This window comes from Aestuariivivens insulae (assembly GCF_022662195.1).
GTDB classification, from domain to species: domain Bacteria; phylum Bacteroidota; class Bacteroidia; order Flavobacteriales; family Flavobacteriaceae; genus Aestuariivivens; species Aestuariivivens insulae.
On sequence record NZ_JAKMCS010000006.1, the window covers coordinates 52282 to 76859 of the forward strand.

Genomic DNA, 24578 nt, shown 5'->3' on the forward strand with positions numbered 1-24578 from the left:
TTAGCACCTGCTATTTTAGTAAAAATCCTTAAATTCGCAACCTTACTAGAAAAAGGGTTAAAAGAGAGCGAAAACTTTCATTCTTAGTTATTTAAAGTGTGGCTAAGTTTTAATAACGAAAGTTTTCATCTGTCAATTGGATAAAATAATAAAATCGGATGAAATTTCCTGAATATAAAGGACTTGACTTGTCGAATGTAGCCAACGATATTCTAAGCTATTGGAAAGACAATAACATCTTTGAAAAAAGTGTAACCTCAAGAGAAGGGCAAGAATCGTATGTGTTTTTTGAAGGCCCGCCATCGGCAAATGGGCTTCCGGGAATACACCATGTTATGGCGCGTGCCATTAAAGATATTTTTTGCCGTTATAAAACCCAAAAAGGCTATCAGGTAAAGCGTAAAGCAGGTTGGGATACCCATGGATTGCCAATTGAGCTTGGTGTGGAAAAGGAATTGGGGATAACCAAGGAAGATATTGGTAAGACCATTTCGGTAGAAGACTATAACGCTGCTTGTCGTAAAGCTGTTATGCGTTACACAGATATCTGGAACGATTTAACCCAAAAGATGGGGTATTGGGTAGATATGGACGATCCATACATCACCTACGAACCTAAGTATATGGAAAGCGTTTGGTGGTTACTAAAGCAAATCTATGATAAAAAATTGCTTTACAAAGGGTATACCATCCAACCTTATTCTCCAAAAGCAGGAACTGGATTGAGTTCTCATGAGTTAAACCAGCCGGGAACCTATCAAGATGTTACCGATACTACCGCTGTGGCTCAGTTTAAGGCTATAACCGAAACATTACCGGACTTCTTGCAAAATGAAGGCGACATCCACTTTTTGGCTTGGACGACCACGCCTTGGACCTTGCCAAGTAATACCGCTTTAACAGTAGGGCCTAAAATTGATTATGTTTTAGTAAAAACCTTCAATCAATATACATTCGAACCTATTAATGTGGTATTGGGGAAACCTTTGGTGGCCAAACAATTTGCAGGGAAGTTTGTGCAAGTTGAAGATGCTTCAGAATTAGCAAGCTATAACGCAGGCGATAACCTGCCTTCCGGCAAGGCAGGAAAAATACCATATTACGTGGTTAAATCATGTAAAGGGAAAGATTTAGTAGGGATAAAATACGAGCAGTTATTGCCTTATGCCTTGCCATATAATAATCCGGAGAATGCCTTTAGGGTGATTTCGGGAGATTTCGTTACTACCGAAGACGGTACAGGTATCGTACATACCGCTCCAACATTTGGTGCAGACGATGCCTTGGTGGCAAAACAAGCCACTCCGGAAGTACCACCTATGTTAGTGAAAGACGAGAATGGAAACTTGGTGCCATTGGTAGATTTACAAGGTAAATTTAGACCGGAAATGGGTGAATTGGCCGGTAAGTATGTTAAGAACGAGTATTACAATGAAGGTGAAGAACCAGAACGTTCGGTAGATGTAGAATTGGCCATTAAATTAAAAGAAGAGAACAAAGCCTTTAAGGTTGAAAAATACAAGCACAGTTATCCGAACTGTTGGCGAACCGATAAGCCTATTTTATATTATCCGTTGGATTCGTGGTTTATAAAAGTAACCGATGTTAGGGATCGCATGTTCGAGCTTAACGAAACCATTAATTGGAAACCTAAAGCAACAGGAACAGGACGTTTTGGAAATTGGTTGGCCAATGCCAACGACTGGAACTTATCGCGTTCGCGTTATTGGGGTATTCCATTGCCTATTTGGAGAACCGAAGACGGTAAGGAAGAAAAGTGTATCGGTTCGGTGGAAGAGCTAAAAGCAGAAATGGAAAAAGCCGTTGCAGCAGGTGTTCTTACGAAAGATATTTTTGAAGATTTTGAAGTAGGAAACATGTCCAATGACAACTACGCCAAAATCGATTTACATAAAAACATAGTAGACCACATCGTTTTGGTTTCAGATAACGGGCAACCTATGAAGCGTGAAAGCGACTTAATAGATGTTTGGTTCGATTCTGGTTCCATGCCTTATGCACAGTGGCATTATCCTTTTGAGAATAAAGAGTTAATCGATAATGGTACAACCTATCCAGCCGATTTTATTGCTGAAGGTGTAGACCAAACTAGAGGGTGGTTCTATACGCTCCATGCTATAGGGACGATGGTGTTTGATTCTGTAGCCTATAAAAATGTGGTTTCTAATGGATTGGTGCTTGATAAGAACGGACAAAAAATGTCCAAGCGTTTAGGTAATGCTGTCGATCCTTTTGAAACCTTGGGTAATTATGGGGCCGATGCCACACGTTGGTATATGATTTCAAATGCGAATCCGTGGGATAACTTAAAATTCGATATTGAAGGGGTTGAGGAAGTAAAGCGTAAGTTCTTTGGGACCTTGTATAATACCTATTCCTTCTTTGCGCTGTATACCAATTTGGATAATTTCACCTATAGTGAAGCCGATATACCTATTGAGGAACGCCCCGAATTGGATCGCTGGATTCTTTCAGAATTGCACACGTTAATACAAAAGGTTGATGTGTTTTATGCCGATTACGAACCGACTAAGGCGGCAAGGGCCATTTCAGATTTCACCCAGGATTATTTAAGTAACTGGTACGTGCGCTTAAGTAGAAGACGTTTCTGGAAAGGCGATTATCAACAAGATAAAATTTCGGCTTACCAAACACTGTATACCTGTATGGTCACCATTGCTAAGCTTGGAGCGCCCATAGCACCGTTCTTTATGGACAGATTGTACCTGGACTTAAATGCAGTTACCAAAAAAGAAACGTTCGAAAGTGTGCATTTGGCCAATTTCCCGGTATATAATGCGTCTTATGTAGATAAGTCTTTAGAACGAAAAATGGAGAGTGCGCAAACAATATCGTCGTTGGTATTGTCGTTAAGGGCTAAAGAGAAGATTAAAGTAAGGCAGCCGCTTCAAAAAATAATGATTCCTGTTGATGGCCAACAGCAAAAGGAAGAAATAGCAGCGGTTTCAAACTTAATAAAGCATGAGGTAAATGTAAAGGAAATAGAGCTCCTTGAAGATGCTTCAGATATTTTGGTAAAACAAATAAAGCCAAACTTTAAAGTGTTGGGCCCACGTTTTGGGAAGGAAATGAAAGCCATTGCCAATGCAGTAATTAACTTTACAGCAGAAGATATTAACAAAATGGAACAAAATGGCAAATTAGATGTTGCTATTAATGGAAAAAATATTACTTTAGAACGCACCGATGTAGAAATAACCTCGCAAGACATTGAAGGTTGGTTGGTGGCAAACGAAGGGGCGCTAACAGTTGCCCTAGATGTAACCATTACAGACGATTTGCGTAAGGAAGGAATTGCTAGGGAATTGGTTAATCGCATTCAAAATTTACGTAAGGATTCAGGTTTTGAAGTGACCGATAGAATTGATGTCATGCTTCAAAAGGATGAGCATATCGTTAATGCTGTTGAGACCAATATGGATTATATCAAGACGGAAACATTAACCGAAGAATTAGAAATTAAAGATAATATGGCAGAAGGTATTGAAGTTGCTTTCGATGATGTAAATACCAGACTGTTCATTCAAAAACATTAAAAAGATGGCAGAGAGTGTAAGATATTCAGATAAAGATTTAGCCGAATTTAAGGCATTGATTCAAGAAAAAATCAATAAGGCCCAACATGATTTAGAGCTTATTAAGAGTGCTTATATGAACGACCATAACAATGGTACAGACGATACGTCGCCTACGTTTAAAGCATTTGATGAAGGTAGTGAAGTGATGAGCAAGGAATCGAATTCACAATTGGCCATTCGTCAGGAAAAATTTATTCGTGACCTTAAAAATGCGCTGATTAGAATAGAGAACAAAACCTATGGTATTTGCCGTGTTACAGGTAAGCTTATCAACAAGGAGCGATTAAAATTAGTGCCTCATGCTACATTAAGCATTGAAGCTAAAAACATGCAATAATTATATTTAAATTGATATATTTTAAAGCGTCTCTTTATTGAGGCGTTTTTTATTAACAACCTAAGTTTAATAAAAAGTCAGGAGTCAAATACTTGCATTTGTTTTAATCATAAAAATAATAATTGAAATCAGGTTAATGTCAACTCAAATATCACCATGAGCTTTTTGCTCAACTTAAGGTGAACTAAAATATAGAGGTCTTTAAATGTCGTTAAAAAAATCCATCATACTCATCATTATTATTTTATTGATAGACCAAATCAGTAAAATATATGTAAAGACCCATTTTGTGTTAGGGGAAGAACTGCCCGTTTTTAGTTGGTTTAAAATTTATTTTATTGAAAATAATGGCATGGCTTGGGGTACAAAAATTAGTGATTTTGTTTCCTTCATGTCAGAAAGAACCGCTAAAATAGCGTTAACCTTATTTCGTATAGTGGCCATATTTGGGATAGGGTATTGGCTGTATAGTGCTACAAAGAAACATAACCCAACGGTGTTAATATTGGCTATAGCTTTTATTTTTGCCGGAGCCTTAGGTAACATTATAGATTCTGTTTTTTATGGTATTTTCTTTAACGATAGCCATGGGCAAGTAGCTTCTTTTCTTCCAGAAGCAGGAGGCTACGACACCTTATTTCATGGTAAAGTGGTAGATATGCTCTATTTTCCTTTATATAAAGGCTATTTGCCAGAATGGTTGCCGTTTTATGGCGGCAAATTCTTTACCTTTTTCGATCCCGTCTTTAACATTGCCGATGTGGCCATAAGCACTGGCTTTGTAATGCTTATTGTGTTTAATAAAAAGGCGTTTGGGAAGAAGTAGGGTTATTGTTTAGAAGAGATATACTTTCTTAGGCGTCACACAATAATCAAGTTTAATATCGCCTTCGTAAACCCCTTCAATAGTCTCTTCGGCTTCAAAAAAAGAGAGTCCTATTTTTAGAGTGTCTGGTTTACAGTTAGCTAAAAAATTATCATAAAACCCTTTGCCGTAGCCTACGCGGTGGCCTTGTTGGTCAAAAGCTAAGAGGGGGACAAATACAACATCAATTTTTTTGTCTTCAATTTCAATGCCGTCAACAGGTTCTGGAATATCCCATGAATTTTTCCTAATCACGGTACTGTCGGTTAATAAGTAATTGGTGAGGGTATTCGAGTCGAAATCACTTTTGGGCACCACAATATGTTTGTCCTTTCCAGAGAGGATATTTAAAATATAATCGGTGTTAATTTCCTTATGAGCTACAATCGATAAAAAAATATGATAAAACGAAACCTCCCAAATAGGTAATGTTAAAAGCTGGTTGGCAATAGCCAAACTCAGGTCTTCAACATTATTTTCGGTTAAATTATTGCGTAGGGTTTTATATTTTTTTCTCAGTTCAGCTTTGGTCATGCCTTACTTTTTAAGTTTAGTGGTAATATGGAAAAGGGCGTCTCCTTGATACACAATAGGCGATTCGTTAACGTTAATAATATAGCCCGAATTTGCTGCTCTAACAAAGTAATTAAACTTACCGTAAGGATCGGTTATATTGCCAATGATGTCTTCCTTTTTTACTTGGGAGCCAATAGCAACCGAAGCCTTAAACATACCAGAGTATTTAGCACGTTGCCATTTGCTTTCGGTTATAAAAATACATTCCTTTTTAGGCTTTGTAGATTTAAAAACCGTTTTTAACATGCCTAAATGTTTTAAAATACGCTTTGAGCCATTTACGCCCGAGTTGGTTACGGTATCATCGATATGGAATGATTTTCCGCCTTCAAAAAGCAATATGGGCTTGCCTAATTTGTTGCACGTTGTTCTAAAGGATTTGGATAGGTTTTTAGAATACAAAACAAATGGCGCTCCAAAAACCTTTGCTAAGATATCGAGGTCTTTTTTGTCTTTCGAATACCGGAGCTGTGGCGCGTTGAATCTGCCAGACCCTCCAGTATGGAAATCTATGATTAAATCGGCATGAGGTACAACTTCTTTTGTAAGCTTATGAGCCACCCGACTGGCTAAGGATCCACTTGGGCTACCTGGAAACACACGATTTAAATCGCGACCATCCGGGAATTCGCGTTTTAAATTTATAAAGCCAAAAATGTTAATGACTGGCATGCATATTATGGTGCCTGTTTTAGGTTTGTTAATGCCTTTGGCTATAAGCTGTCTAATAATTTCAACACCATTAACTTCATCGCCATGAATGCCTGCAGTAAACAATACTGTAGGCCCTGGTTTTTTAGAACGCTCAATAATAATAGGAACACTTACAGGCGAAGAGGTATGCAGGTTGGCAACACTAAAATTAACTTCTTTGCTTTCACCAGGGAGTACGGTTTCATTAAGAATGGTTAATGTGTTGCTTGTTGCATTCATATATTAACGATGATTTCTTTCAATGTAGGTGATAATATTTTTGGCAATATTCTTACCGGTAGCGCCTTCAATACCTTCTAAGCCAGGAGTAGAGTTTACTTCCAAGAGCAATGGTCCTCGACTGGATTGTAGCATATCTACACCGCATATAGGTAGTTTTAGTGCGCGTGCTGCACTCATAGCGACCCGTAATTCAGATTCATTTAATTTTACAACTTGAGCCGTTCCACCACGGTGAAGGTTAGAGCGAAACTCACCTTCTTTACTCTGGCGTTTCATAGCGCCAACCACATGGCCATCGACCACCAAAGCCCTTAAGTCGGCACCTTTGGCTTCGGCAATATACTCCTGTACCAAAGCCCTAGCTTGCAGTCCATTAAATGCTTCCAAAACCGATTCGGCAGCATTTTTGGTTTCGGCCAATACAACACCCAGACCTTGGGTGCCTTCCAAAAGTTTAATAATTACGGGGGTGCCACCAACATGTGATAGCACTTGGTCTATATCCCGCGAATAATTGGTAAATACAGTTTTTGGCATACCAATACCTGCTTTGGAAAGCCTTTGGAAACTGCGTAGTTTGTCACGAGAGCGTATAATAGCATCTGAAGTTACCGAAGTAAAAACATTCATCATTTCAAATTGCCTAACCACGGCACAGCCAAAAAACGTTACCGATGCACCGATGCGGGGTATAATGGCATCAACATAGTCTAAATAACGGTCTTTATAATATATGGTAGGCTTTTCCTTTTCAATAATAATATCGCATTTTAAAGGATCGATAACCTCCACTAAATGCCCCCGGTTTTCACCTTCTTCTACCAAACGCTCGGTAGAATATAAGTTGGGGTTTCTAGAAAGAATGACTATGTTCATGCTGTTGTGTTAAATAAGACACGTTTTCTAAATCAACATCCACTAAAAATTTCCGTCTTAAAAATTGCCTGCCAATAAGTACAGGAAATTTCATATCGTCTCTCGTGCTTAAAGTTAAGTTAATCTTATATGTTTTTCCAAAAAATATAGCTTCAGATTTTACTTTATAGCGGTTTTCCTTGTAACCATTGCTGCTTTTTACATTGGTATTTGAAAATGAATCGAAGACAATTTCGGTTTTTCCAAAATTTTGGTGGACATCACTATTAAAAATACAACGTAAGCTATTGTGCTCTTCAATGATCTTGGAGCAGTGAATTGCTGAAGTATAGGCGCCAGTATCTATTTTTACATCGATGTTGTATAAACCTAGCTTTGGGAAGTCAATTTTATCGACCCGCCCAATAATTTTTTTGCTCATTAGCGTATAATAAAAAGTGGCGCAAGGTAACAAATTAGTCAATTCAAAAAGTATTTATTTTGAAAGATTGATAATTTAATAGTTTGCCCATTGGAAAGGTTGATTGGCTCAAGGTTTTAGTGTTCAGTGTTCAGTGTTCGGTGTTCAGTAGGCAGTGAGTAGTTGGTGATCTCTGTCAATCTTCATCAATCTTCATCAACCCTTTCAATCTCTATCAATCTCCAACCTAGGCTCATGGTTCTTTGTAGTAAAATATAATCGTAAATCGTTAGCCTTTGTCATTTGTTTTACCTGTTCAGTCAGGAGCCAAAAGTTTCGGATAATAACGATTTAATAATTACCTTTGAGATAATGGATACCCCTGCATTAGAGATACAATTAAAAACCCTACCTAACCAGCCTGGAGTTTATCAATATTTTGATAAGGAAGGCACCATTATTTACGTTGGAAAAGCCAAAAATTTAAAAAAACGGGTAAGCTCATATTTTACGAAAACCCACGATAGTGGCAAGACGAGGGTGCTGGTAAAAAAAATAGCCCGAATAAAACATATAGTAGTAGAGACTGAAACCGATGCGTTACTATTAGAAAACAATTTAATAAAAAAACATAGGCCACGTTACAATGTGATGTTGAAGGATGATAAATCCTATCCGTGGATTTGCATTAAAAACGAACGGTTTCCAAGAGTGTTTTCCACGCGTCGTGTTTTTAAAGGCGGGGGCGATTATTTTGGCCCTTATACCAGTGTTAAAACGGTACATACACTTTTAGATTTAATAAAAGGGTTGTACAGCTTACGAACATGTAATTATCAATTGTCTGAAGAGAAAATAGAAGCGGGCAAATTTAAAGTGTGTTTGGAGTATCATTTGGGGAATTGTAAAGGCGCATGCGAAGGTTTGGAGACCGAAGCAGAGTACAACAAAAATATTAAGGCCATTAAACAGATACTAAAAGGAAACTTTAAAGATTCTTTGCAGGAGTTTAAAAAACAAATGCATGGTTTTGCCGAGAATATGCAGTTTGAAGAGGCTCAAAAAATTAAGGAAAAGATTGAAATTTTAGAAAATTACCAAGCCAAATCAACCATAGTGAACCCTAAAATAAGTAATGTAGATGTGTTCTCTATAGTAAGTGACGAAAGCTATGGTTATATTAATTTTTTACAATTATCGTATGGTTCTATTATTAGGTCGCATACGTTAGAGTTAAAGAAACGATTGGATGAAACCGACCAAGTATTGTTGCAATTAGCCATTACCGAAATAAGGCAGCGGTTCCATTCCAAATCCAAGGAAATTTATGTGCCGTTTGAAGTAGATTTAGGAGAGGACATAAAAGTTACTGTACCTAAACTGGGCGATAAAAGGCATATACTGGACTTATCGCTTCGCAATGCCAAATATTTTAGAATGGAGCGATTTAAACAAATGAAAATTGTAGATCCCGATAGGCATGCCAATCGTATTATGGCACAAATGAAAGCCGATTTAAGGCTTGGCGAAGAACCAAGACATATAGAGTGTTTCGATAATAGTAATATACAGGGTACAAATCCTGTAGCAGCTTGTGTGGTGTTTAAAAATGGTAAGCCCAGCAAAAAAGATTACAGGCATTTTAACATAAAAACGGTTGAGGGGCCAGACGATTTTGCTTCAATGGAAGAGGTAGTCTATAGGCGTTATAAACGCTTACTGGATGAAGATCAACCATTGCCACAACTCATTATCATAGATGGTGGTAAAGGGCAATTATCATCTGCTTTAAAAAGTTTGGATGCGCTTCAATTAAGAGGGAAGATAGCCATTATTGGTATTGCCAAACGTTTGGAAGAATTATTTTATCCAAATGATCCAATTCCCTTATATTTAGATAAAAAAAGTGAGACCCTAAAAATTATACAACAGTTACGTAACGAAGCACATCGTTTTGGAATTGAACACCACCGAAATAAACGCAGCAAAAGTGCGTTAAACACAGAGTTGGAAACCATTAATGGCGTTGGGGAAAAAACAGTTGTGGAATTGCTCAAGCATTTTAAATCGGCAAAACGGGTAGCCAATGCCAAATTAGATGAACTGGAAGATGTGGTAGGGAAGTCCCGGGCAGAGAAAGTGTATAATTATTATCATGGAAAGTAAACGAATAATAAATTTAACTTTTTTAAAAAAAAATCTGTCAATTTGAGTTGGCTTTACGGTTTAAATGAGTAAAATTTGTACTTCGATAGACTCAGTAGAATTATCGAGAATAAGAATGTTGATTTTTAAACAGGTTCTCGATACGATTTTTTATAAAAAAGTCACTCGAATGGATCTTTAAGAGGTAATTAATCCCAATGTACAACAGGAAAAATACAAGACTAACTTGAAGCAAAAAGCCCTTATATTAACCCTATTCCTATTGGTTTTATTTTCCGCGAAAGCGCAAAATAATGACCAGGAACAATCTGCGCCTAAAGTTGGTTTGGTGTTGAGTGGCGGAGGAGCAAAAGGCTTGGCGCATATTGGCGCTTTAAAAGTTATAGATAGTCTTGGGGTTAAAATAGATTATGTGGCGGGAACCAGTATGGGAGCTATAATAGGTGCGCTTTATGCCTCGGGCTATTCAGGTAAAGCATTAGATTCCATTTTTGAACACATCAACTTTGATAAAGTTATAAATGATAAGCTACCAAGGGCCTCTAAAGATTTTTTTGAGCGAGGTAATTCTGAAAAATACGCACTTAGCTTACCCTTCGATAACTTTAAAGTGAAATTACCATCGGCTTTGTCTAGAGGCCAAAATGCATACAATGCCTTGGCAAAACTATTGTTACATGTTAGCGATATAGAGTCTTTTGATAAGCTGCCCATTCCATTTTTTTGTATAGCTACCAATATAGAAACAGGAGAGCCTGTCTTTTTAGATCGAGGCAACCTAGCACAAGCTATTATGGCCAGTGGGGCTTTGCCATCCTTATTTCAACCGGTGGTTATAGACAATCAAGTGTTGACCGATGGAGGAGTTGTAAATAACTATCCTGTTGATGAATTGCGGGACAAAGGCGTCGATGTTATTATAGGTATCGATGTTCAGGATGGCTTATTAAGTAGGGAAGAATTAGGTTCTGCGCCTAGTGTGTTGTTACAAGTAAATAACTTCAGGACCATAAAAGCAATGAAGTCTAAGTCGAAGAAAACAGATATTTATATCAAACCTAATATCAAAGATTTCTCTGTAGTTTCTTTCGATGAAGCAGATAAAATTATAAAACAAGGAGTAGATGCAGCACAGGACAAAATAAAAAATCTACAAGTTTTAGCGCAACAGCAAGGGATTAACGAAAAAATAGAGGTAAAAAAGTTTAATTACGATAGTATTTACATAAATCGCATTCAGGTTAATGGGAATAATAAGTATACTAGAGCCTATGTTTTGGGGAAGTTAAAAATTAAAAAGAATGAGCGCATAAGTTTTAAGGATTTTGAAAAAGGCATAAACAATTTAATTGCCACCGACAATTTCGATTCATTTGATTTTGATTTAGAAAAGGACCGAGAGAGTGGAGGCTATAATTTACAGGCCAATGTTAGGGAGACTAAGCCAACAACCTTTTTAAAACTTGGATTACATTTTGATGATTTATATAAAAGTGCTGCTTTAGTGAATATCACCAAAAAAAAGTTTTTATTTAATAATGACATTACGTCTTTAGATATTATTTTAGGCGATAACGTACGTTATAATTTTGAGTACTTAATAGATAAAGGGTTTTACTGGAGCATTGGTCTGCGGTCTAGGTTTAATGGATTTAATAAAAACATTAGTGCGCAATTGTTGTTTGACGAAAGTGAAATTGAGGCGATGGGAATCAATAAAATAGATGTAGAACTGGAGGACCAAACCAATCAGTTTTATTTACAAACACTTTTAAGAAAAGATTTTGCGTTGAGTTTGGGGGCAGAGCATAAGCGCTTGAAAGTGAAGTCTGAAACCTTATTGACCAAGAATCCAAATGACAAATTTATATTTGAAAATACCGACTACTTTAGTGTATTTGCAAATTTAAAACTGGACACCTACGACAATAAATATTTTCCTAAGCGAGGGGTGTATTTTAATGGAGACATACATTTGTATCTCTTTGCGTCGCATTTTCATGAGGATTTTCATGATTTTTCAATAGCCAAAGCAAACATGGGCTATGCGTTTTCTGTTTCAGATAAGATGGCAATCAACCTTCAGGCTAGTGGCGGATTTAAACTAGGAGATAAATCAACCCAAACCCTTGATTTTGCATTAGGAGGTTATGGGAACAATTTAATTAACAATTTTATTCCATTTGTGGGTTACGATTTTATCTCGCTTACAGGAAATAGTTATGTTAAGGTAGCTGCCATGGCAGATTATGAGATCCTAAAAAACCACCACATTACATTGGAAGGGAACTGGGCCAATGTCGATGACGATATTTTTGAAACAGGAGAGTGGTTTACCCTGCCCGATTATAGAGGCTATGCTTTGGGCTATGCCATAAACACCTTTGTAGGTCCTGTACAAGTAAAATATTCTTATTCTACAGAGCGAAAGCAAAGCATTTGGTTTTTTAACGTAGGATTTTGGTTTTGAAGGTTTTATTGGGGTTTATGTGTCGAAGAGATGAAAAAAATTATTTTTATTGTTTTATTAATTGGACTGTATAACTGCAGAGGAGCAAAATACATAAGGACATTCGAAAAAGGAAAGTCTCTTAATTTTAACTCGGGCAAGTGGGTATTGAATGAAATATATGAAAAAAAGAATTCTCAAATGTATAACTATGCATTAAAACATTTTGGGAAAATTATTGGTGATTCTTTGTTTGAAATACAAAATGTTCAAAATATGGGTTCTGGTCTTATGAGGGCAGAAATACCTTTTGATCTTGCAAAGGAAGTTATGGAGGAAGTTCAGGAAGGAACAGGATGTGATTACTTGATAAACATTAAAGCAACTGTGCTTAATAGTGAAATGTCGAGCTTTACAGGTTCAACACCATATGGTTATGGTTCTTCGGTAAAAAAAAATAGTGCTAAAGTAGATATTAAGATTTATGACTTAAATGAGTTAGTACTATTATCTAGCTCTAGTATTATTGGTGTAGATAAGCGTGAACTTAATGAAGAACAAGATTGGGGATTAGTAACTCAGCCTGAAACTATCAAAATAATGGGGTTATATAGATTAATGAGATATTATAAAAAGCATCGTGTTAAAAAATGAATTAATAGTGCTTTTAGAGCTAATGAGATAGGTTGAAACCCAAATTGAGTTGAATCATAAATGGGAAGAAGCCACTATTTCCTTTAGTGTCAAAATAATATTGAGGTCCAATATCAAAGAGAAACCTTATTTTTTCTTTTTTCAAAATCACTCTAACAGGAATATTTACTATGATTGTGTTCTAAAACACACAAAACGGGTAAGAGGAAATAAAAATATTTAGTATAAGTCAAATTAATTATTTGTTTTTAAGAAAACTTTTAGTTTCTAAAAAAATTGAAATAGTATAGATTCCAGATAATTTTTTCTGATATTTGTCAAGTATGCAATTATTTTGGAACGATTTATTGCAGTTTCTTCATTACCTTATCAAGAGAAATCCTGAATAAGCAAGCATTTTTTTGTATTTTTATATGTAATTGAAATTTAAGGTTTTATAGTTTAAAGCCTTTTATATCTAACCTTTAATATTAAAAAAAATGCCATTTTATCATAAATTAGGGGAGATCCCCCACAAACGCCATATACAATTTAGGAAACCAGATGGAAGCCTATACTACGAGCAATTATTTGGTACCATTGGTTTCGACGGAATGTATACCAACAGTTACCACGAACAGCGCCCTACACAGGTTAAAGCTATTAAAAAGCAATACAGTGTAGCGCCAAAAATTGCAAAGGCAAACAATATGCAGTCCTATCGCTTAAGGGGCTTTCAGGTAAAACCGGAAAACGATTTTTTAGAAAGCAGAAAGACTGTTTTGGTAAATAGCGATTGTGCTATTGTTTTAGCCGCTCCAAAGCAATCAACCAAAGATTATTTTTATAAGAATACCGATGCAGATGAACTCATCTTTATCCATAGGGGAACAGGGAAGTTACGTACCATGTTGGGAAACCTCGACTTTAAATATGGCGATTACCTGTTAATTCCTCGGGGCATTATTTATAAAATAGACTTCGATACCGAAGACAACCGACTGTTTATTGTAGAATCACACCGACCAATCTATACGCCAAAGCGTTATCGTAATTGGTTTGGGCAATTGCTGGAGCATTCGCCGTTTTGCGAACGCGACATACGTAGGCCACAAGAACTGGAGACCTATAACGAGTCGGGAGACTTTTTAATAAAAGTAAAAAAGCAAGGCGATATTATAGAAATGGTCTATGCGTCCCATCCGTTTGATGTGGTGGGCTACGATGGGTATAACTATCCGTATGCATTTTCCATTCACGATTTCGAACCCATAACAGGACGTATCCATCAACCGCCACCAGTACACCAAACTTTTGAGACCGATGCCTTTGTGGTGTGTAGTTTTGTGCCGCGCCTGTACGATTACCACCCCCAATCCATACCCGCACCCTATAATCATAGTAATATAGATAGCGATGAGGTGCTGTATTATGTAGACGGGGATTTTATGAGCAGAAACGATATAGAAGCAGGGCACATATCGTTACATCCGGCAGGTATTCCACATGGGCCACATCCTGGGGCAACCGAAAGGAGTATAGGCAAGGTAAACACGCAAGAACTGGCCGTTATGGTAGATACCTTTAAGCCATTAATGGTCACCGAGGAAGCTATGAAAATAGCCGATGAGGCGTATTATAAATCTTGGTTAGAGTAAATTAATTAGGAGCTATTTCCTGCTTTCGGTAGTCGCTTTTTATATTTCGGTGACTGAGGCTCTCGAAGTCCGAAATATAAAAGAGCTCCAACAAACTACCTCAATCAGGGCTATTTTAAAGATTAATAGAGCTAAACAATTCAACTGTTAAATGTATATATCATGAGTAAAGAAATAAAATCAGTAAACTACGGTTTAGAAAAAATATTTGAAGGGGCACAGGACTTTTTGCCGCTTTTGGGAACAGATTATGTAGAGTTTTATGTAGGCAATGCCAAACAAGCGGCCCATTTTTATAAAACGGCATTTGGTTTTCAGTCCTATGCTTATAAGGGGCTGGAAACAGGATCCAAAGAAACGGTAAGCTATGTGCTAAAACAGGACAAAATTAAGTTGGTCTTAACCACGCCGCTAACCAGTAAATCGCCAATAAACGACCATATTGTAAAACATGGCGATGGTGTAAAAGTTATAGCCCTTTGGGTTGAGGACGCTAGAAAAGCCTATCAGGAAACTACAAGCCGTGGCGCCAAATCGTATATGGGACCCGTTGTAGAACAGGATGAGCATGGCGAAGTCGTTAGAGCGGGTATTTATACCTATGGAGAAACCGTTCATATGTTTGTGGAACGTAAGAATTATAATGGAACCTTTTTGCCAGGGTTTGCAGCCTGGGAAAGCGATTATAACCCAACCCCAGTGGGCCTAAAATATATAGACCACATGGTAGGCAATGTAGGCTGGGGACAAATGAATACTTGGGTAAAATGGTATGAAGACGTTATGGGGTTCGAAAACTTCCTGTCGTTTGATGACAAACAAATCCATACCGAATATTCAGCACTTATGAGTAAGGTGATGAGTAATGGTAACGGACGTATAAAATTCCCAATTAACGAGCCAGCAGAAGGGAAAAAGAAATCCCAAATAGAAGAGTATCTCGATTTTTACGAAGGTTCAGGAGTGCAGCATATAGCCGTGGCAACAGACGATATTATTAGTACGGTTAGCCAATTAAGGGCGAGAGGCGTCGAGTTTTTATCGACACCACCAGAAGAATATTATAGAGCAGTACCAGGCCGTTTAGAGGAACACAGCCATCAGCTAAGGGAAAATATTGAAACCCTTAAAAGCTTGGGGATTATGATCGATGCAGATGATGAAGGGTACCTACTTCAAATATTTACCAAGCCAGTAGAGGATAGGCCAACACTGTTCTTTGAGATCATACAGCGCATGGGCGCTAGAGGCTTTGGAGCCGGTAATTTTAAGGCCCTTTTCGAATCTATAGAAAGGGAACAGGCCAAAAGAGGAACCTTATAAGTTGGTTATGAAATGATAAACGCCATCAATTTTATTTTTGATGGCGTTTTTTGTTTTAATCGAAAAAAAATTCCCGAATGCTTGCATTAGGGTTTCCATTGAACCTGCCTGTCGGCAGGCAGGATGTCATTCCCGTGAAATCGAAGATTCATGAATACAAAAATTTAAAAATATGTACCTATGAATAAAACGGGAATCTAAATAAAGAATTTTGGTTTTTTATCTTGAGGGACAAAAACCGAAATTCTTTATTATTTTTGGAACAGTAATTGTATTCTCTGTTGGAAAAACAATTAAAGGTTGCAATTGTTTGAAAGCTATGAAATGAGCACAAATAAATTTAATTTTTTGCTTATCCACCGAAATAATTTAATTTTTTGTGTGAAAGCGCAGCGGTTGATCGAAGGGTAAAATTTTTATTTGTTTCATTTTTAATGAAATAAAAATTTTTAAATAGATGAAAAAGAGACAGCTCATTATATTTCTTATGTTGGTAACGCAAATGGTGTTTGCGCAATCCAGTTTGTTGAAGACCAAAACCAATGAATCGGCTTTTGGAGAAGGCGAATGGTTTAAATTCAAAATGAGTTACAGTGGCTTTTTAAAAGCAGGAAATGCAACACTTACTGTAAAAGAATCGAAACATAACAATAAAGAGGCATTTCATGTTATAGGTAAAGGCTGGACTACTGGTATGATAAAGTGGTTCTTTAAGGTAAAAGACCGCTATGAGAGCTATTTTTATAAAGACAGTATTATGCCCTATAAGTTTATAAGAAATATAGATGAAGGTGGGCATACCAAGGATATTGAAATTAATTTCGATCAGAAAAACCATAAAGCTTACGTTAACGATAAAAAGCACAATAAGAAATCTGTTTTCGATACCCAGCCCAATATCCAGGATATGGTATCTACGTTTTATTACCTTAGGAATAACTTAGATACAGAAAAATTAAAAGTAGGTGAGGAGGTAAGGGTAGATATGTTTTTTGATGAAGAAAATTATGGGTTTAAATTAAAATTCTTGGGAGAAGATACTATCGAGACAGATTTTGGTATGGTTCAAGCCTTAAAATTTAGGCCTTATGTAATGGCAGGGCGTGTTTTTAAAGAAGAAGAAAGTTTAACGCTTTGGGTTTCAAAAGATAAAAATAAATTACCTTTGCGCATTAAAGCCGACTTGGCGGTAGGTTCACTAAGAGCCGATCTGGAGGCTTTTAAAGGGTTAAAACATCCTTTTAAAATTGTAGTAGATAATTAAGGCGCTTTGAGTAAAAAAGTAATCAACCAACTTGAGGAAAAATACAATAGCATTGGTCAAGATATAGATACACATCTTGAAGGGCTATTGCATAGTAAGCCCATAACGTATTGGGATTACATACAAACGGATGTTTTGCTAAACCTGCAGGTACCCCGTACATCACTTCCAGACGAGAAAGTGTTTATTATGTACCATCAGGTTACCGAGTTGTTGTTTAAAATGATACTTAGCGAAATAGAACAGGTTGCTAAGCATCCAACATTAACTGCCGAAATTTTTACTGACAAAATTATGCGGGTGAGCCGCTATTTCGATGTGCTTACCTCGTCTTTCAGTATTATGAAAGATGGTATGGATGTTGAGCAATACAATAAGTTTAGGACCACATTAACACCTGCAAGCGGATTTCAAAGTGTACAATACCGAAAAATTGAAGTGGCCTCGACCGAACTTATTAATCTTATTGATAAGCGTTTTCGGGAAACCATAGATAGAAATTCATCTTACGAAAATGCCTTTGAACATTTGTATTGGCAAGCAGCCGGGAAAGATTATAAAACAGGGAAAAAGAGTTATACTTTAACAATTTTTGAAGAACGTTATAAAGACGAATTTATTAGATTTACGCAATTTTATAACAAAAATAACCTGTGGACCAAATTTAAGGCGTTGCCGCCAGAGGTAAAAGATGATCAAGCTTTAATTAAGGCCATGCGCCACTACGATTATACAGTAAACGTTAAGTGGGTTATGGCGCATTACAATACGGCAAATCATTATTTAAATATTGGAGGTGAAACTGCCGAAGCCACCGGTGGAAGTGAGTGGGTGAAATACATGCATCCAAAATATCAAAAGCGAATATTCTTTCCAGATTTATGGACAAAAAAAGAACTAGAAGATTGGGGAACAAATATTTAATACTATCAGCATTATGTGTAGCCTTATACGGCTGCAAAGAAGACAATAAAAAACCAGAAGAAGAAGTTAAACAAGAAATAGCCAAGGTAGAAGCGCCTAAAGAAATTTTTGAATTTGGCTTTAAGCTTAACGATTATATAGTTAAACGGGATACCGTAAAATCTGGGGAAAGTTTCGGTCAGATTTTAGAACGCAATAAAATAGGATACCCTAAAATTTTTCATATTGCAGAAAAAACTAAGGAAACTTACAATATTGCGCGTTTTTTCCAGCAGGGAAAACCTTATACTATTTTATGCTCTAAGGATTCATTGGAATTACCCGAAACCTTCATTTATCAGCCCAATAAGGAAGAGTATTTAGTTATTAATTTTAAAGACTCCATACATGCTTACACAAGTCGAAAACCCATTAAATATGTTGAAAAAACAATAACGGGAATCATCACAAGCAGTATTTCTGAAACGATTGATGAACAAGGGGTAAGCCCCGTATTGACCAATAAGTTGGCCGACGAAATTTATGCGTGGACCATAGATTTTAACCGATTGCAAAAAGGAGACCGGTTTAAGGTGATTTATACCGATAAGTACATAGATGACACTATTTATGCTGGCGTTCATGATGTTAAGGCCGCTTATTTTGAACATAATAGCGAACCGTTTTATGCTTTTCGTTTTCAAACCGATTCCCTAAAAGGTATTGTTGACTATTTTAGCGAAGATGCTAAAAACTTACGTCGCGCTTTTTTAAAATCACCTATCCAATTTGGTAGAATATCCTCCCGTTATAATCTAAAACGCCGAATAGCCTATTATGGTTATAAATTAAGACCTCATAAAGGTACCGATTTTGCCGCTGCGGTAGGGACACCTATTCGGGCAACCGCCAATGGAACCGTTACTGAATCTACACGTCGTGGTGGTAACGGTAAGTACGTGAAAATAAGGCATAATGCCACTTACGAAACCCAATATTTACATATGAGCAGGCGTAATGTGAAAGTAGGGCAATTTGTAAAGCAAGGCGATGTTATTGGTTATGTAGGTATGACAGGAAACACAGGAGGGCCACATGTGTGCTACCGTTTTTGGAAAAATGGGAGGCAAGTCGATCCCCTTAGGGAAAAATTACCTGAAGCCAAACCTATTTCAGATAGTTTAAAGGCAGAATTTTTAGATTTTATTAAACCCATAAAGCATCAATTAGATAATATATTTTTTGAACCAGAAGTTACAGATGATATGGAGTTAGAAAAACCTGTAATTAAACAAGCAGAATCATAACATGGCACTACCTAATACAAACCCAACAACCACAGTAGCTTGGAAAAAGCTTGAAGAACATTTTGAAACAGTTTCAAATGTTCATATGAAAGATTTATTTGCCCAAGATGGAGAAAGAGCAGATAAATTCAATATAAAATGGGACGATTTTTATGTAGATTATTCCAAAAACAGAATAACCGAAGAAACTTTAAAACTTCTTTTAGAACTAGCCGATGAGGTAAAGCTAAAAGACGCTATTGCAAGTCAGTTTTCAGGAGAAAAAATTAACCAAACCGAAGGGCGGGCAGTACTTCACACGGCATTAAGAGCACCAAAGACAGACACCTTTTATGTAGATGGTGTTAATGTTATTCCAGAAGTTCATGAGGTTAAGGAAAAGATAAAAACATTTACAAACCAAGTTGTAGATGGTACATTAAAAGGATATACAGGAAAGGCCTTTACAGATGTGGTCAATATAGGAATTGGAGGATCGGACCTAGGCCCAGCCATGGTTGTAGATGCATTACAGTACTACAAAAACCAGTTAACGACACACTTTGTGAGTAACGTGGACGGCGATCATGTAAACGAAGTAATTAAAAAGCTTAACCCAGAAACAACACTATTTGTAGTGGTTTCTAAAACGTTTACCACGCAAGAGACTTTATCCAATGCAACAACCATAAAAGAATGGTTTTTACAGTCGGCTTCCCAAGACGATATCGCCAAGCATTTTGTGGCAGTTTCTACAAACCTTGATGCGGTAAAAAACTTTGGAATAGACCAGAACAACGTTTTCCCTATGTGGGATTGGGTTGGTGGCCGTTTCTCTTTATGGAGTGCTGTAGGCCTAAGCATTAGTTTAGCTGTAGGCTACGACCATTTTGATGGCCTGTTAAAAGGAGCCAACAAAATGGATAATCATTTTAAAAATGAAGATTTTAAAAGCAATATCCCGGTAATATTGGCATTAATAAGCGTTTGGTACAATAACTTTTTTAATGCCGAAAGCGAAGCTATTATACCCTATTCCCAATATTTAAACCAATTTGCCACCTATTTGCAACAAGGCATTATGGAGAGCAATGGGAAAAGTGTAGATAGAAATGGCAACCCTATAGATTATCAAACAGGGACCCTTATTTGGGGCGAGCCAGGTACCAATTCACAGCATGCGTTTTTTCAATTGATACACCAAGGAACAAAACTAATTCCAGCCGATTTCATAGGTTTTGTGAAGTCGTTACATGGCAACCAAGACCATCAAGATAAACTAATATCAAACTTTTTGGCGCAGACCGAAGCTTTGTTAAATGGAAAAACCAAGGCTGAGGTTGTAGCCGAAGGCACAAAGCCAGAGATTGTTCCATTTAAGATATTTGAAGGAAACAAACCAACAAATACTATTTTTATCAATAAACTAAGTCCAGAAAGTTTAGGGAAGTTAATCGCCATGTACGAACATAAAATCTTTGTACAGGGTATTATTTGGAACATATTTAGTTACGATCAATTTGGGGTCGAGCTAGGTAAACAATTGGCAACAAAAATTTTACAGGAATTTAACGGAGACGTTGTTAATAAACATGACGCATCTACCCAAAATTTATTGAATTATTACATGGGTAAATCTTAATAAAGCAAGATTATACCAGTAAATATCGCAAATAGCTGTTAATATGAAAATGTTAACAGCTTTTTTTATTTATTAACACTTGTTAAGATTCTTAACATTTACGTAATGATTTTCAGTCTATTATGAGTATTTTTATAGTGACTAATTCAAATAATTAATTATGAAAAAAACTACTCATTTTTTAATGGTGGCTGTGGTATTGCTATTTTCCACAGTTATGATGGCACAAAGTACGGTTTCAGGAACAGTAATTGATGCAGACCTTAATTCTCCATTGCCTGGTGCAAATGTGGTTGAAAAAAATACCACAAACGGAACATCTACAGATTTTGACGGGAAGTTCACCATGACTACCAAAGCAACTTCTGGGCAAATTGTTATTTCTTATGTGGGCTATGGCTCGGTAACCTTATCTTTTAATGGAAACACTAATTTAGGAACAATTAAATTGACTTCAGATAATTCTTTAGATGAAATTGTTATTATTGGTTCAGGAGTTATCGATTTAGCTGAGGATAGGCAAACACCTATAGCTGTATCTACTATTAAGGCACAACAAATTCAGGAAAAAACTGGTAATTCAGATTTACCTGAGATTTTAAAGTCAACACCTTCGGTTCAGTCCATTCAAGGTGGGGGATTTGGAGATGGTCAATTGTTTTTAAGAGGTTTCGATCAAACCAATACGGCTTTTATGTTAAATGGTCAACCAATAAATAGTCCAGAAGATGGTAGGATGTTTTGGTCTAATTGGTCTGGTGTATTAGATGTCGCCCAAGCAGTTCAAGTGCAAAGAGGGTTAGGTTCTTCTAAGTTAGCTATTTCTTCTGTAGGTGGTACGGTCAATATAGTTACAAAAACCATAGATAAAAGAGAGGGTGGTTTTGTACAGCAAATGGTTGCAAACGATAATTATACCAAAACAACGGCGGCTTATTCAACAGGGATGTTAAAAGGTGGTTGGGCTTTTACAGCCTTATTGGGACATTGGCAAGGCGATGGATGGAAAGACCATACCGATGGACAAGGGCAAACCTACTTTCTGTCTATAGGGTATAAGCCAAATGAAAATAATATTTTTAATTTAATGGTGACAGGAGCACCTCAATGGCATGCTGCAGATGGCTTTAATAGTTTACAACGTTATTTAGATAATGGTAGACGCTATAACTTTGCCTATACAGGAGTAGATAGCCCCAATTTATTAAAAGGAGGGTTTTATCCAACGGGAAGAAATATTTATCATAAACCTGTTGCTAATTTAAGCTGGGACTTAACCATTAATGATAATTCTTCGCTGTCTTCTGTTTTGTATGCTTCGGCAGGAAGAGGTGCATTTGCTTCAACCAGAAGATCTAATAATATCCCTACATATGCAAGAGGTTCAAATAACAACCACAACTGGTATGGTTTAATAAGTAATTACAGCAATCAATTAAATGAAAATTTAAGTTTAAATGTTGGTGTTGATACGAGGTTATATAATGGTATTCATTTTAGAAGTGTTAATGAATTTTTATCAGTTAATAGTGTAAGTGCATCTAGTGCATACAATGGAGGTTCGTATGAGATTACAGATGTCTTTGGTGGTATTAACCCGTGGAACGTGTTTTTTAACCCTAATGATGATCATAAACAGCGTTTACATGGTTTTGGTAACTATGATTATGAAGAGCATATTAATTATTATGGTGTTTTTGGCCAATTGGAATATGCAAATGATAGTTTTTCGGCCTTTTTCCAAGGCTCTGTTTCTACACAGTCCCATGTTAGAACTGAATATGCAAATGCTACAGCTGAGGGTAAATCAGAAGAGTCAGATAAAATCAACAATACAGGATTCAATGTTAAAGCAGGGGCATCTTATAATCTGAATGAAAATAATATTGTTTTCATAAATGCAGGGTATTATTCTCGTCAGCCTTTTCACTCCGATTTGTTTACAGATGACAGATCTTCAAATCAATTAAATCCTTTTGTTAAGGGGAACCAAAAAATTACTGGGTTTGAAGCAGGATATAAATTTTTAGGGGATCAGGTTTCAGCTAATTTGAATATATACCATACAACTTGGGATGACAAAATTGATTACAGTTCCAGAGATACCGATGACGACAATTTTGATGATGAATTTACTCAAACAAGCCCATTAAAGCAAGTGCATATGGGTGTGGAACTTGAAGTCTTTACCCGTTTTATGGATGGATTGGATATTAACGGTTTTATTTCGGTAGGAGATTGGACTTATGATGGTAATGTAACGACTAGAACTACAGACGATACAGGAGCCGTAGTCTCTCAAGGAGCCACCAGTTATATAGATGGCGCTAAAGTTGGTCAAGCTGCTCAATTTACGGCAGGTATTAGTGCCGATTATGAGATTTTGCCACGCTTTAAAGTAGGAGCCAACTGGAACCAATATGACAACTTGTATGGTAATGCCGATTTTGGAAGTGATGAATTTGAAAACCAAAGTAATAGAGGGTCTATTAAGTTACCGTCTTATGATACTGTAGATGCAGGGGTATCTTATAAATGGTTATTGGGTAAAGATGATAAAAACTCATTACAGTTTAGGGTGAACATTAACAATCTTTTTGATGAAGTTTATATTGAAAATTCAAGAGATAACATTCATGTTGATGCTGGTGATGTTACTTGGAAAGGCGTTAATGTAGATAATGGTGTTAGATTTGGCTATGGAAGAACATGGAATGTAAGTATGCGTTACAACTTCTAAAGTAACTTATGCAAATAAAGTAATTATAAACCGCTTCAGTTATGAAGCGGTTTTTTTACTTTTTATATGTACATTTGTTGGGATCATTTTAAAAAACGAATAATCCGTTATTGGTAATAATTTGCGTTCTGTCATTCAGAACAGAGCGTAGCGAAGTGAAGAATCTTTTTATTATTGAAGAGATTCCTCCTTTCGTCGGAATGACAAAACACTGTTTTTTTGTATTATGTTACATTATGGATATTCAATAAAAGAAATATATCATGTACGAGACTATCCTTAACCTTCATTCTTATTGGGCCTATTTAGTACTTTTTGTTTTAATACTAGCAGCAGGAAATGCATTGGTAAAATCTTTTTCAGGGAAAGAATACAGTCCTAAAGATTTTAGAATAGCCTTATTTACCTTAATTGTATCACATATTCAGTTATTAATAGGTTTAGTGTTATACTTTGTGTCCCCTAGGTTTGATTTGTGGAGTGAATTGGGAGGAGGCGTTATGGGTAATGCTATTGCAAGATTGTACCTTGTGGAACATCCGTTGGTAAACATCATTGCGATTGCATTGATAACTATAGGGTACTCAAAGCATAAAAAGAAGTTGACTTCTCAAGCGAAACTAAAAGTATTGGCTATTTTTTATAGTATTGCTTTGGTGCTGCTTTTATCCAGAATTCCTTGGAGTACTTGGATGGGTTAATTTTTATTGGTTTCTAAACTTTTTTTATAAGCCACTAATTCACGAATGATGGAGTCTAAAAATATTCGTGTACCTGCCTGTCGGTAGACAGCTTCGTGGCAAAAAGGAACTTACCTCACAATCTAAACTAAAAGTGTTGGCCGTTTTTTATAGTATGGCATTGATACTGCTTTTGTCTAGAATTTCATGGAGTACTTGGATAT

Annotated in this window: 18 protein-coding genes; 14 read left to right on the forward strand and 4 right to left on the reverse strand. The window is 36.6% G+C overall.

Annotated elements, in window-relative coordinates:
- Positions 1-158: 158 nt before the first annotated feature.
- The 3 genes from ileS (at position 159) to MR062_RS08980 (ending at position 4783) form a co-directional block, all read left to right on the forward strand.
- Positions 159-3578, forward strand: coding sequence for an isoleucine--tRNA ligase (ileS, locus tag MR062_RS08970; protein ID WP_242203817.1), 3420 nt, complete (start codon positions 159-161; stop codon positions 3576-3578).
- Positions 3579-3582: 4 nt separating this feature from the next.
- Positions 3583-3957 (forward strand): TraR/DksA family transcriptional regulator, encoded by a 375-nt coding sequence (locus MR062_RS08975; protein WP_242203818.1) that lies wholly within the window; start codon positions 3583-3585, stop codon positions 3955-3957.
- Positions 3958-4162: 205 nt separating this feature from the next.
- On the forward strand, positions 4163-4783 hold the full coding sequence (locus tag MR062_RS08980) for a lipoprotein signal peptidase (RefSeq protein ID WP_242203819.1): 621 nt from the start codon (positions 4163-4165) through the stop codon (positions 4781-4783).
- 9 nt (positions 4784-4792) lie between these two features.
- Here MR062_RS08980 and MR062_RS08985 read toward each other — a convergent pair whose 3' ends face one another.
- From MR062_RS08985 to MR062_RS09000, 4 genes are read right to left on the reverse strand one after another with little or no spacing between them, the layout of a single operon-like run.
- Positions 4793-5356, reverse strand: coding sequence for a 5-formyltetrahydrofolate cyclo-ligase (locus MR062_RS08985; protein WP_242203820.1), 564 nt, complete (start codon positions 5354-5356; stop codon positions 4793-4795).
- Between the two features lie 3 nt (positions 5357-5359).
- The gene (locus MR062_RS08990; protein ID WP_242203821.1) at positions 5360-6331 is read right to left on the reverse strand and encodes a succinylglutamate desuccinylase/aspartoacylase family protein; all 972 of its coding nucleotides are present in this window, start codon (positions 6329-6331) and stop codon (positions 5360-5362) included.
- A 3-nt stretch (positions 6332-6334) separates the two neighbouring features.
- Positions 6335-7210 (reverse strand): 30S ribosomal protein S6--L-glutamate ligase, encoded by an 876-nt coding sequence (gene rimK / locus MR062_RS08995; protein ID WP_242203822.1) that lies wholly within the window; start codon positions 7208-7210, stop codon positions 6335-6337.
- Positions 7188-7631, reverse strand: coding sequence for an ATP-dependent zinc protease family protein (locus MR062_RS09000; protein WP_242203823.1), 444 nt, complete (start codon positions 7629-7631; stop codon positions 7188-7190). The genes rimK and MR062_RS09000 overlap by 23 nt, the downstream gene beginning before the upstream one ends.
- 351 nt (positions 7632-7982) lie before the next feature.
- On the opposite strand from MR062_RS09000, the gene uvrC reads away from it, so the two are divergent.
- From uvrC to MR062_RS09055, 11 genes are all read left to right on the forward strand, one after another.
- A complete protein-coding gene (uvrC, locus tag MR062_RS09005; protein ID WP_242203824.1) occupies positions 7983-9776 on the forward strand; it encodes an excinuclease ABC subunit UvrC in 1794 nt (597 codons plus the stop codon).
- Positions 9777-10038: 262 nt separating this feature from the next.
- Positions 10039-12246: a patatin-like phospholipase family protein gene (locus tag MR062_RS09010; protein WP_242203825.1), complete on the forward strand. Its 2208-nt coding sequence runs from the start codon at positions 10039-10041 to the stop codon at positions 12244-12246.
- 30 nt (positions 12247-12276) lie between these two features.
- Positions 12277-12879 carry a hypothetical protein gene (locus MR062_RS09015; protein WP_242203826.1) on the forward strand — a complete coding sequence of 201 codons (603 nt, stop codon included), beginning with the start codon at positions 12277-12279 and terminating at the stop codon, positions 12877-12879.
- Positions 12880-13358: 479 nt separating this feature from the next.
- Positions 13359-14516, forward strand: coding sequence for a homogentisate 1,2-dioxygenase (locus MR062_RS09020; RefSeq protein ID WP_242203827.1), 1158 nt, complete (start codon positions 13359-13361; stop codon positions 14514-14516).
- Between the two features lie 162 nt (positions 14517-14678).
- Entirely contained in the window at positions 14679-15839 is a 1161-nt protein-coding gene (gene hppD / locus MR062_RS09025) for a 4-hydroxyphenylpyruvate dioxygenase (RefSeq protein ID WP_242203828.1), read from the forward strand.
- Between the two features lie 457 nt (positions 15840-16296).
- Complete coding sequence (locus MR062_RS09030; RefSeq protein WP_242203829.1) at positions 16297-17103, forward strand: DUF3108 domain-containing protein; 807 nt, start codon at positions 16297-16299, stop codon at positions 17101-17103.
- Between the two features lie 6 nt (positions 17104-17109).
- A complete protein-coding gene (locus MR062_RS09035) occupies positions 17110-18027 on the forward strand; it encodes a tryptophan 2,3-dioxygenase family protein (RefSeq protein WP_242203830.1) in 918 nt (305 codons plus the stop codon).
- Complete coding sequence (locus MR062_RS09040) at positions 17985-19313, forward strand: M23 family metallopeptidase (RefSeq protein ID WP_242203831.1); 1329 nt, start codon at positions 17985-17987, stop codon at positions 19311-19313. Before MR062_RS09035 ends, MR062_RS09040 begins: the two co-directional genes overlap by 43 nt.
- Before the next feature lies 1 nt (position 19314).
- The gene (gene pgi / locus MR062_RS09045) at positions 19315-20934 is read left to right on the forward strand and encodes a glucose-6-phosphate isomerase (RefSeq protein WP_242203832.1); all 1620 of its coding nucleotides are present in this window, start codon (positions 19315-19317) and stop codon (positions 20932-20934) included.
- A 160-nt stretch (positions 20935-21094) separates the two neighbouring features.
- The gene (locus tag MR062_RS09050; protein WP_242203833.1) at positions 21095-23674 is read left to right on the forward strand and encodes a TonB-dependent receptor; all 2580 of its coding nucleotides are present in this window, start codon (positions 21095-21097) and stop codon (positions 23672-23674) included.
- Between the two features lie 263 nt (positions 23675-23937).
- Positions 23938-24375, forward strand: coding sequence for a hypothetical protein (locus MR062_RS09055; RefSeq protein WP_242203834.1), 438 nt, complete (start codon positions 23938-23940; stop codon positions 24373-24375).
- Positions 24376-24578 lie beyond the last annotated feature (203 nt).

Coding starts and splice junctions, on each gene's coding strand:
- MR062_RS08985 (WP_242203820.1), bottom strand. CDS start 5,356: ATGACCAAAGCTGAACTGAGAAAAAAATATAAAACCCTACGCAATAAT.
- MR062_RS09055 (WP_242203834.1), top strand. CDS start 23,938: ATGTACGAGACTATCCTTAACCTTCATTCTTATTGGGCCTATTTAGTA.
- hppD (WP_242203828.1), top strand. CDS start 14,679: ATGAGTAAAGAAATAAAATCAGTAAACTACGGTTTAGAAAAAATATTT.
- MR062_RS09040 (WP_242203831.1), top strand. CDS start 17,985: ATGGACAAAAAAAGAACTAGAAGATTGGGGAACAAATATTTAATACTA.
- MR062_RS09030 (WP_242203829.1), top strand. CDS start 16,297: ATGAAAAAGAGACAGCTCATTATATTTCTTATGTTGGTAACGCAAATG.
- MR062_RS09050 (WP_242203833.1), top strand. CDS start 21,095: ATGAAAAAAACTACTCATTTTTTAATGGTGGCTGTGGTATTGCTATTT.
- MR062_RS08990 (WP_242203821.1), bottom strand. CDS start 6,331: ATGAATGCAACAAGCAACACATTAACCATTCTTAATGAAACCGTACTC.
- uvrC (WP_242203824.1), top strand. CDS start 7,983: ATGGATACCCCTGCATTAGAGATACAATTAAAAACCCTACCTAACCAG.
- rimK (WP_242203822.1), bottom strand. CDS start 7,210: ATGAACATAGTCATTCTTTCTAGAAACCCCAACTTATATTCTACCGAG.
- MR062_RS08980 (WP_242203819.1), top strand. CDS start 4,163: ATGTCGTTAAAAAAATCCATCATACTCATCATTATTATTTTATTGATA.
- pgi (WP_242203832.1), top strand. CDS start 19,315: ATGGCACTACCTAATACAAACCCAACAACCACAGTAGCTTGGAAAAAG.
- MR062_RS09000 (WP_242203823.1), bottom strand. CDS start 7,631: ATGAGCAAAAAAATTATTGGGCGGGTCGATAAAATTGACTTCCCAAAG.
- MR062_RS08975 (WP_242203818.1), top strand. CDS start 3,583: ATGGCAGAGAGTGTAAGATATTCAGATAAAGATTTAGCCGAATTTAAG.
- MR062_RS09020 (WP_242203827.1), top strand. CDS start 13,359: ATGCCATTTTATCATAAATTAGGGGAGATCCCCCACAAACGCCATATA.
- MR062_RS09015 (WP_242203826.1), top strand. CDS start 12,277: ATGAAAAAAATTATTTTTATTGTTTTATTAATTGGACTGTATAACTGC.
- ileS (WP_242203817.1), top strand. CDS start 159: ATGAAATTTCCTGAATATAAAGGACTTGACTTGTCGAATGTAGCCAAC.